The sequence below is a fragment of the Zemynaea arenosa genome (assembly GCF_004614185.1).
Lineage (GTDB): Bacteria > Pseudomonadota > Gammaproteobacteria > Burkholderiales > Burkholderiaceae_D > Telluria > Telluria arenosa.
In genome coordinates this window covers 1-9,041 of record NZ_SPVF01000244.1, presented here as the reverse complement: position 1 = coordinate 9,041, position 9,041 = coordinate 1, and the positions used below count along the sequence as shown (strand labels likewise).

10 protein-coding genes are annotated in these 9,041 nt (G+C 67.0%); 8 read left to right on the top strand and 2 right to left on the bottom strand.

What is annotated here, in order from left to right; translation table 11 throughout:
- The coding region (locus E4L96_RS18990) for a DUF1579 family protein (protein ID WP_135208784.1) at nt 1–508 on the top strand (508 nt) is incomplete at its 5' end.
- Nucleotides 505–1,077, top strand: a complete 573-nt coding sequence (locus E4L96_RS18985; RefSeq protein ID WP_135208783.1) for a hypothetical protein — start codon at nt 505–507, stop codon at nt 1,075–1,077. The genes E4L96_RS18990 and E4L96_RS18985, both read left to right, overlap by 4 nt.
- Here the strand turns inward: E4L96_RS18985 and E4L96_RS18980 are convergent.
- Complete coding sequence (locus E4L96_RS18980; protein ID WP_135208782.1) at nt 1,058–2,083, bottom strand: NADP-dependent oxidoreductase; 1,026 nt, start codon at nt 2,081–2,083, stop codon at nt 1,058–1,060. The two genes, E4L96_RS18985 and E4L96_RS18980, sit on opposite strands and share 20 nt — an antisense overlap.
- Before the next feature lie 90 nt (nt 2,084–2,173).
- On the opposite strand from E4L96_RS18980, the gene purU reads away from it, so the two are divergent.
- From purU to E4L96_RS18955, 5 genes are all read left to right on the top strand, one after another.
- Nucleotides 2,174–3,046 carry a formyltetrahydrofolate deformylase gene (gene purU / locus E4L96_RS18975; RefSeq protein ID WP_135208781.1) on the top strand — a complete coding sequence of 291 codons (873 nt, stop codon included), beginning with the start codon at nt 2,174–2,176 and terminating at the stop codon, nt 3,044–3,046.
- Between the two features lie 42 nt (nt 3,047–3,088).
- A complete protein-coding gene (locus E4L96_RS18970) occupies nt 3,089–3,625 on the top strand; it encodes a YaeQ family protein (protein WP_135208780.1) in 537 nt (178 codons plus the stop codon).
- A gap of 85 nt (nt 3,626–3,710) precedes the next feature.
- Nucleotides 3,711–4,064, top strand: coding sequence for a DUF2946 domain-containing protein (locus E4L96_RS18965; RefSeq protein ID WP_167758745.1), 354 nt, complete (start codon nt 3,711–3,713; stop codon nt 4,062–4,064).
- Between the two features lie 43 nt (nt 4,065–4,107).
- Entirely contained in the window at nt 4,108–4,539 is a 432-nt protein-coding gene (locus E4L96_RS18960) for a copper chaperone PCu(A)C (protein ID WP_135208778.1), read from the top strand.
- Nucleotides 4,540–4,547: 8 nt separating this feature from the next.
- Nucleotides 4,548–6,833 carry a TonB-dependent receptor gene (locus E4L96_RS18955; protein WP_135208777.1) on the top strand — a complete coding sequence of 762 codons (2,286 nt, stop codon included), beginning with the start codon at nt 4,548–4,550 and terminating at the stop codon, nt 6,831–6,833.
- 12 nt (nt 6,834–6,845) lie between these two features.
- Here the strand turns inward: E4L96_RS18955 and E4L96_RS18950 are convergent, their stop codons facing one another.
- The gene (locus E4L96_RS18950; protein ID WP_135208776.1) at nt 6,846–7,628 is read right to left on the bottom strand and encodes a head GIN domain-containing protein; all 783 of its coding nucleotides are present in this window, start codon (nt 7,626–7,628) and stop codon (nt 6,846–6,848) included.
- Nucleotides 7,629–7,843: 215 nt separating this feature from the next.
- Between E4L96_RS18950 and E4L96_RS18945 the strand changes: the two genes are divergently transcribed.
- On the top strand, nt 7,844–8,959 hold the full coding sequence (locus tag E4L96_RS18945) for a type IV pilus twitching motility protein PilT (protein ID WP_135208775.1): 1,116 nt from the start codon (nt 7,844–7,846) through the stop codon (nt 8,957–8,959).
- Nucleotides 8,960–9,041: the final 82 nt, after the last annotated feature.

Sequence of the window (9,041 nt, the reverse complement as noted above, 5' to 3'; positions counted from 1 at the left end):
CGGCCAGGCCGCCGGCGCGGCCGCGCCGCCCGTCGCCCTGCGCGACGGCGCCCACGACTTCGACTTCAACCTCGGCACCTGGCACACCAGCATCCGGCGCCTGGTGCATCCGCTCAGCGGCGACCCGGCGGCCGTCGAGATGAGCGGCACCGTGACGGTGCGCCCCGTGTGGGGTGGGCGCGCGCAGCTGGAAGAGATCGAGGTCGATGGACCCAAGGGCCATTGGCAGGGCGCGACCCTGTTCCTCTACAACCCCAAGTCGCGCCAGTGGAGCCAAACCTTCATGGACAGCTCGGACCCGGTCCCCAGCAGCACGGTGGGCAGCTTCGCCAACGGCCGTGGCGAACTGTATGGCCAGGACACCGTCGGCGGCCGCACGGTCCTGGTGCGCGGCACCTGGTCCGACATCACGCACGATGCCCATCGCTACGAAGAAGCCTATTCAGCCGACGGCGGCCGGACCTGGGAGACCGCGTTCTCGGCGCGCCTGCAGCGGGTGGCCAAATGAGCGGGCGGTCCTGGCTTGCCGCCGCGGCGCTGCTGTGCCTGCACGGGTGGGCGCTGGCGGCCCCGCCGCGCGACGGCAGCCATGATTTCGATTTCGATCTCGGCACCTGGCACACGCACACCACGCGCCTGGTGCAGCCTCTCAGCGGTGCGGCCGAATGGCGCGAGATGGACGGCCTCACCATCGTGCGGCCGCTGTTCGGCGGACGTGGCAATGTGGCCGAATACCGGGCCGCCGGCAGTGCCGGGGCGGTGGAACTGGTGGCGCTGCGCCTGTATCACCCGCAGTCGGGCCAATGGAGCATCCATTTTGCCACCCCCGGCGTAGGCGTGCTCGGCACCCCGTATGGGACCGGCGGGGCACGCGCGGGGCGCGTCGAGTTCTACGACCAGGAAGAGTTCGCGGGCCGCCAGATCCTGGTCCGCTTCGCGATCTGGAGCACCGGGCAGGACACGGCGCAGTCCGAGCAGGCCTTCTCCGCCGACGGCGGCCAGACCTGGGAGACCAACTGGATCAACCGCTACACGCGCTCCGCCGACGGGCCGCCCGTCAAGCTTCCGCCACCTTGAGCAGCAGCTTGCCCAGGTTGCGGCCCTCGAACAGCATGTTGAGCGCCTCGGGAAAGCGCTCGAAGCCCTCGACCACGTCCTCCTTCGACTTCATGGTGCCGGCGCGCAGCCACTGGCCCATGCGCGCCGCCGCCTCGCCGTAGCGGGCCGCGTAGTCGAACACCACCATGCCTTCCATGCGCGCGCGGTTGACCAGCAGGGACAGGTAGTTGGACGGGCCCTGCATCGGCGCGGTCGCGTTGTACTGCGAGATGGCGCCGCAGATCACCACGCGGGCGTGCATCCTGAGCCGGGTGAGCACCGTGTCCAGGATGTCGCCGCCGACGTTGTCGAAGTAGACGTCCACGCCGTCCGGACAATGCTGCTTCAGGCCATCCTTCAGGGAACCGGATTTGTAGTCGATGCAGGCGTCGAAGCCCAGTTCGCGCACCACGAACCCGCACTTCTCCGGCCCGCCTGCGACGCCGACCACGCGGCAGCCCAGGTTCTTCGCGATCTGGCCGACCGCCATGCCGACCGCGCCGGCCGCGCCGGACACCACCACCGTTTCGCCGGCCTTGGCCTGGCCGACTTCGGTCAGGCCGAAGTACGCCGTCATGCCCGCCATGCCGAGCGTGTTGAGCCAGGTGGTGAGGGGCGCCAGCTGCGGATCGATGCGCACCAGGGCCGCTGCGCGGTCATTGGCCGGGCCGGTCCAGTACTCCTGGACGCCGAGGCCGCCCATCACGTAGTCGCCTGGCTGGAACTGGTCCGCGCGCGACTGCAGCACCACGCCCACGCCGCCCGCGCGCATCACCGCGCCCAGCGCCACCGGCGGAATATAGGACTTCCCTTCGTTCATCCAGCCGCGCATGGCCGGATCCAGCGACAGGTACAGGGTCTGCACCAGGACCTCGCCGTCGGCGGGCGCGCGCACCGGCTCCGCGCTGCGCTGCCAGTCGCTGTCCTTCGGCAGGCCCACGGGGCGCGCGGCCAGGCGGAACTGGTGGTTGATGATGTTGTCCATCGTGTCCCTCCGTTCAATGTTGGCACCACTATAACCGACTGTGCGACAATATCCGGCTGGGCCGACCCTCTCCGACTCCTCTCGACGACCATGACGCCGCATCCTGAATACATCCTGACCCTGTCCTGCCACGACCAGCGCGGCATCGTGCACCGCGTGTCCGGCTTCCTCGCGACGCATGGCTGCAACATCATCGACTCGGCGCAGTTCGGGGATGCGGAGTCCCAGCTGTTCTTCATGCGGATGCACTTCGCGGCCGAGGACCCGGCGGTCACGGACGGGGACTTGCGCAGCGATTTCGCCGCTTTCTGCCAGGAGCTGGGCATGACCGGGCAGCTGCACGACGCGCGCCGCAAGCCGCGCGTGATGCTGATGGTTTCCAAGATCGGCCACTGCCTCAACGACCTGCTGTTCCGCTACCGCAGCGGGCTGCTGCCGGTCGAGATTCCGGCCATCGTGTCCAACCACATGGACTTTTATCAGCTGGCGGCCAGCTACAACATCCCTTTCCATCACCTGCCGCTGGCAGCGGGGGCGGACGAGGCGACCAAGCTGGCGCAGGAAGCGCGCATCCTGGACCTGATGGACACCCACCAGGTCGACCTGGTGGTCCTGGCGCGCTACATGCAGATCCTGTCGCCGGGACTGTGCGAGGCGATGCGCGGGAAGGCCATCAACATCCACCATTCCTTCCTGCCCAGCTTCAAGGGCGCGAAGCCGTATGCGCAGGCGCACAAGCGCGGCGTGAAGCTGATCGGCGCCACTGCGCACTTCGTGACCAGCGACCTCGATGAAGGACCGATCATCGAGCAGGACGTCGAGCGGGTCGATCACGCGATGGATGCCGAGACCCTGTCCGCAATTGGCCGCGACGTCGAATGCGTCGTGCTGGCACGGGCGGTCAAGTGGTTCGTCGAACATCGTGTTTTGCAGAACGGCGACAAGACCGTCGTCTTCAACTAGGACTTTTTCTTCCTGCCGCGCTGCGGCAAGAACGCATCATTCATGGCACTCAAGAGCACGATCTACAAGGCGGAACTGTCCATTGCGGACATGGACCGCAACTACTACGCAACGCACGCGCTGACCCTCGCGCGCCACCCGTCGGAAACCGACGAGCGCCTGATGGTGCGCGTGCTGGCCTTCGCCCTGCACGCCAGCGAGGCCCTGGCCAATGCCAAGGGCATCAGCGACACCGACGAGCCGGACCTATGGGAGAAGGACCTCACCGGCGCCATCACCCTGTGGATCGAAGTCGGCCAGCCGGACGAGAAGCGCATCCTGAAGGCCGCAGGCCGCTCCGAAAAGGTGCTGGTCTATACCTACAGCGCCGCGAGCCACATCTGGTGGAAGCAGGTCGCCTCGAAGGTCGACCGCGCGAAGAACGTCAGTGTCATCAACATCCCCGCCGAGCAGAGCACCGCGCTGGAGCAGCTGTGCCAGCGCACCATGCAGCTGCAGTGCACGATCCAGGACGGCCAGGTGTGGCTGACCGACGGCCAAGCCACCGTGCAGGTGGACCGCGAAACCTGGAAGGCGTGAGCCGTGACTTCCGCATCCTGCGCGCACGGGCTTTGGCGCGTCTCGCTATAATCGCGGCATGTACTCGACCGTCCGATACCGCAGCATGAGGTGGATCTGGATCGCGCTCTTCGCGGTCCTGATGAACGCGCTCGCGCCTGCGGTCTCGCAGGCGCTGGGGCCAAGCCGCGCGGATTTCGCCGACGGCCAGATTTGCAGCGCCCAGAATGTAAGGTCTGATGCCTCCACCCAGCAGCACGATCCCCAGCATGCCGACAAGTTGGCCGCCTGCGGCTACTGCGTCACGCACGCAGCCTCGTTTGGGCTGCCGCCGCCGGAGCTGGGCGGGTTCGGCCTGTTCGGCAGCGTGTCCATCAAACCCTTCCTGTTCTACCGCGCGCCCACGCCGCTGATCGCGCTGTCCGCCGCGCCGCCGCGCGGCCCCCCGTCCTTTGCCTGAAGCACCTCGGAACTCTCCCGTCGTTTCAAGCAAAGGAATTCACATGAAATACCCTCTCATTGCGCTGTCCGCGGCGCTGCTGTCGCTTTCCGCTCACGCCCAGGTCACCGTCGACAAAGCCTGGGTCCGCGCCACCGTCCCCGCCCAGAAGTCCAGCGGCGCCTTCATGACCGTCACCTCCGCGTCGGACGCGAAGCTGGTCGGCGTCAGCTCGCCGGTCGCCGGCATGGCTGAACTACACCAGATGGAGATGCAGAACGGGACCATGCGCATGCACCACGTGGACGCGGTCGAGCTCCCGGCCGGCAAGGCCGTGGACCTGTCGGCCGGCTACCACGTCATGCTGATGGACCTGAAGCGGCAGCTGAAGGACGGCGAGACCGTGCCCGTGACGCTGGTCGTGGAAGGCAAGGGCAAGAACCGCGAGAACGTGACCGTGCAGGTGCCGGTCAAGCCCATCACCACCACGCGCTGAGGCCTGCCATGCACAGGCTTACGATTGCCGCGCTGGCCGCGGCAGCGGCGGCGCACGCCCAAGCGGATGGGATGTCCTCTGCTGCGGAACCGCCGGGGCGTTCGCTGGACACGGTCGTCATCAATGGCGGCCGCCCCAGCTCGTTGCCGACCCAGATCCCGACCACCATCGAAGGCATCACCGCCGCCGAGATCGAGCAGCGCATCAATGCCCTCGACAGCGAGGACACGCTCAAGTACTTCCCCAGCCTGAATGTGCGCAAGCGCTTCGTGGGCGACTACGACCACGCGGTGCTGGCCAGCCGCGCGTCCGGCACCGGCAACAGCGCGCGCTCGCTGGTGTATGCGGACGGCATCCTGCTTTCCAATTTGCTGGGCAATGGCGCCAGCTTCACACCGCGCTGGGGTATGGTCTCTCCCGAGGAGATCGAGCGCGTGGACGTGCTGTATGGCCCGTTCTCCGCCGCCTATCCGGGCAACTCGGTGGGGGCGGTGGTGGACTTCCAGACGCAGATGCCGAAGCGCTTCGAGGCGCACGCCAGGCTGGCGGGCTTCACCCAGCATTTCAACCAGTACGCCAGCGATGGCCGCTTCGGTGGAGGGCAGGGCAGCTTCTCGGTTGGGGACCGCGCGGGACGCCTGGCCTGGTGGCTGGACGTGGCGCGGCTGGACAGCGATGCGCAGCCGATTTCCTTCGCAACCAAGACCTTTGCGTCGGGCACCGCGAGCAGCGCGGGCTTGCCAGTGACGGGTGCCATCGCGGGCCGCAACCCGGCCGGCAAGGACTGGTGGATCATCGGCTCGACCACGCAGTCGCACACGGTGCAGGACCATGCGAAGGCCAAGCTGGCGTATGACCTCACGCCCACGCTGCGCCTGAATTACACGCTGGGCTGGTGGCACAACGACAGCGTACGGCGCAGCGAATCCTACCTGCGCGGTGCGGACGGCGCGCCTGTGTACCGGGGCGATGCCAACAACGGCATCAACATGGGCGGGCGGCGCTACGAGCTGCGGCCGGGCGACCTGGCGCCGTCGATCGGCGACCTCGAACACCGGATGCACGGGTTGTCGCTCAAGTCGCACACGCGCGGCGTGTGGGACTGGGAGCTGGCGCTGAGCCGCTACGAGTACACGCGCGACGTGGTACGCACCCCGACCGTGTTCGTGGCCGATGCCGCGACCCATGGCGCGGGCAACGTCACCGACATGCATGGCAGCGGATGGACCACGCTGGCGCTGAAAGGCGTGTGGCGGCCCGGCGGCGGCCACGCTGTGGACCTGGGCTACCAGCGCGACACGGCGCGCCTGCGCACATCCGTGTTTGCGGGCAGCGACTGGATCGCTTCTGCGAACGGCGCACGGGTGTCGGCCTTCAATGGGAACACGCGGCTGCAAAGCCTGTACGGGCAGGATACGTGGACTATAGACAGCCGCTGGAAGGCCATGCTGGGCGCACGCGTGGAGCGGTGGAAGGCGTTTGGCGGCGAACTCGCTGGCGGTGGGACTGCCGCGCCACTGCGCTTTGGCGAACGCACCGAGACGGCGGTGTCGCCAAAGGCAGCGCTGTCGTGGGCTGCGGGCGGCGACTGGACGCTGAAGGCCTCGCTGGGCCGCGCGGTGCGCAACCCGACGGCGTCCGAACTGTTCCAGGGCTCCATCGTGGACAACGCCATCGTCAACAGCGATCCGAACCTGCAGGCCGAGAAGTCATGGACCAGCGAGCTGACGGCGGAGCACGCATCGGCGCGCGGCACCACGCGGATCACGTACTTCCACGAGGCCACGCGCAACGCGCTGTACTCGCAGCCGCTGACGGCCACCGTCAACACGGTGCAGAACATCGGCAAGGTGCGCACCAACGGTGTGGAAATCGCAGCGCAGTATGACGATGTGATGGTGCCCGGGCTGTCCCTGGGCGGCAGCGTCACTTATGCCGACTCGCTGATCGCGGAGAACGCGCGCTTCGCGGCCACTGTCGGCAAGCACCAGCCGCGTGTGCCCGACTGGCGTGCCAACGGCACCGCGGCGTGGACGTTCGATGAGCACTGGAGCGCGACGCTGGGGGTGCGTTACAGCGGCCGCCAATGGGGTACGCTCGATAACAGCGACCCGGTCGAGAAGACTTATATGGGCGTGTCGAAGTATCTGGTGGCGGATGTGCGGGTGCGCTACCGGGTCGGCCCGCACTGGTCGCTCGCGCTGGGCATCGACAACCTGAATAACGAGAGCTACTGGGCCTTCCATCCCTACACGCAGCGCACCCTGGTGGGTGAGCTGCGCTGGGATTATTGAGGGAAGCGAGGCTTACTTCGGGCTGGCGCCGAGGCGTTTGGTGCCGCCCGAGCCCAGTACGTTCTTGCTGACGCGCGGGTCGCCGTAGTAATTCACGTCGCCCGAACCGGCGATGGTGGCGGACAGGTTGTCGCTGGCCCAGACGGTGGCGTCGCCCGAACCGCCGATGGTCACGCTGACGTCGCGCGACTTCAGGCCCGCTGCTTCCACGTCGCCCGAGCCGCCGATGGTGATCGAGACCTTGTCCGTGGTGCCGCCGGCGACGGCCAGCTTGCCGCTGCCGCCCAGGACCAGCGAGGTGTCGCGTGCGTCCACCGTCTTGACGTTGATGTTGCCGGAGCCGCCCAGCACCAGGCTGGCGCGCGAGCCTTTGATGACGTCCGCGGTCACGTTACCGGAGCTGCCCAGCGAGATCGAGCTGACCTCGCGCGCGGTGACGACGACTTTCATCGAGCGGGTGCGCAGCTCCAGGTTCTTGCGTACGGGGCGGATCTGCAGGGTGCCGCGTTCGACCACGGTTTCGATCAGCGGCAGCAGGTTCTCGTCGGTCTCGATGGTGATGCTGTCGGTGGCGCCGGTGCGCACGTCCACGTCGCCGGAAATGCCAATGCCGATGCCGGTGAAATGCTCCACGGTGCGGCTTTGCTGCTTGACCGCGCCGTTGCCCTGGACTTTCTCACTGTTCCAGCCCCAGTTGCCGGCCGCTGCGTGCTGCAGCGGCGCGGTGCAGGCCAGGACGGCCGTGGCCAGGACCAGGGCGCGCAGGCCGGAGGTGGATGCGGAGGCGAGGTTCATATTGTTCTCCCATGGATGAAGTGGCGATGATGACATCTTACGGGCTGCCCGGCGGCGGGCGTCCGGTTTTGCGACGGATTGCACGCTGGGCGGAACAGACTGCACGCCGCCGGTTGTTGTTGAGATGGAACGTCGCAAAAATTGTCTGGCACGTCGTGATGTTGCTCTTATAAAATTGTCTGCATTCGTTTTGGCCCTCCTTACCGCGCCCGCAGATGGACAATCACTCGCAGATCCGCACCCTGACCTATGAAGAGAACGAAGACCACCCGGTCTTTGGCACGCTGGTCGAACAGATACTCCACCTGCTCAATTCGCGCCTCAGCTTCAGCGACATCATCATCCACCAGAACTCCCCGCTGATGCTGCGCCAGCCGCGCGGGCTGGTGGCGGTGACGGATTCGCCGATCACCAAGGAGGAGCTGGAGGAGTTCTTCGAGGTGATTGAGCCGAACTGGGCGGAACGCATCGCCGACCGCGCGTTCGACCGTTCGATCGATTTGCACACGGCGCGGATCCGCGCCAACTGCTTCAGCTTCCAGGGCAAGAAGCGGCTGGGCTGCGTGATCCGGCGCTTCCCCAAGGAGCCGCTGGCGATCTCGCAGCTCGGGCTGCATGAGGACGAGCAGGCCTTTGCGCGGCTGACGTCCGGGCTGGTGCTGATCATTGGCGACACCTGCCAGGGCAAATCGACCACCATCGCCTCGATGATCGACGAGATCAACCGCCACCGGTCGGGGCACATCATCACCATCGAAGACCCGGTCGAGACGCTGATCCCGCAGCGCAAATGCATCATCACCCAGCGCGAGGTGGGCGAGGACGGCGATGTCGAAAGCTACTACCTCGGCGCGCTGGATGCGCTGCGCGAGCGGCCGGACGTGATTGTGATCGGCGAGATCCGCGATGCGCAGACGGCGCAGGAAGCGCTGGCGCTGGCCGAGTCCGGCCCGCTGGTGCTGGCGTCCCTGCACGCCCGCTCGACCGAGCTGGGCCTGCAGAAGATGATGCGCCTGCTGGGCAATTCCGAAGCCCAGGCGCAGGCGCTGGCGCACGCCCTGCGCGGCGTGCTGTGCCAGGCCCTGCTGCCCTCGACCGAAGGCAACCGCTACCACCTCGCCACCGAGTGCCTGACCCCGGGCAGCGCCGTCGCGCGCCTGATCGAAGCGGGCGACATCGCCGGCATCCGCAACCACATGAATACGAAGAGCGATCTGGGTTGCCACACCATGAACCAGTCACTGGAACGCCTGCTGGCCACGCACAAGGTGAGCGTCGAAGACGCCCGCGCCGCCACCACCGACCGCGTCGGCTTCTCCGAAATGGTCTGACCTCACCAACTGCCCGCCATTTGACCTCCCTCAACCAATGGGATGGACGCCCCCACCCTAGATTTACGGCATCGAAGTGCCA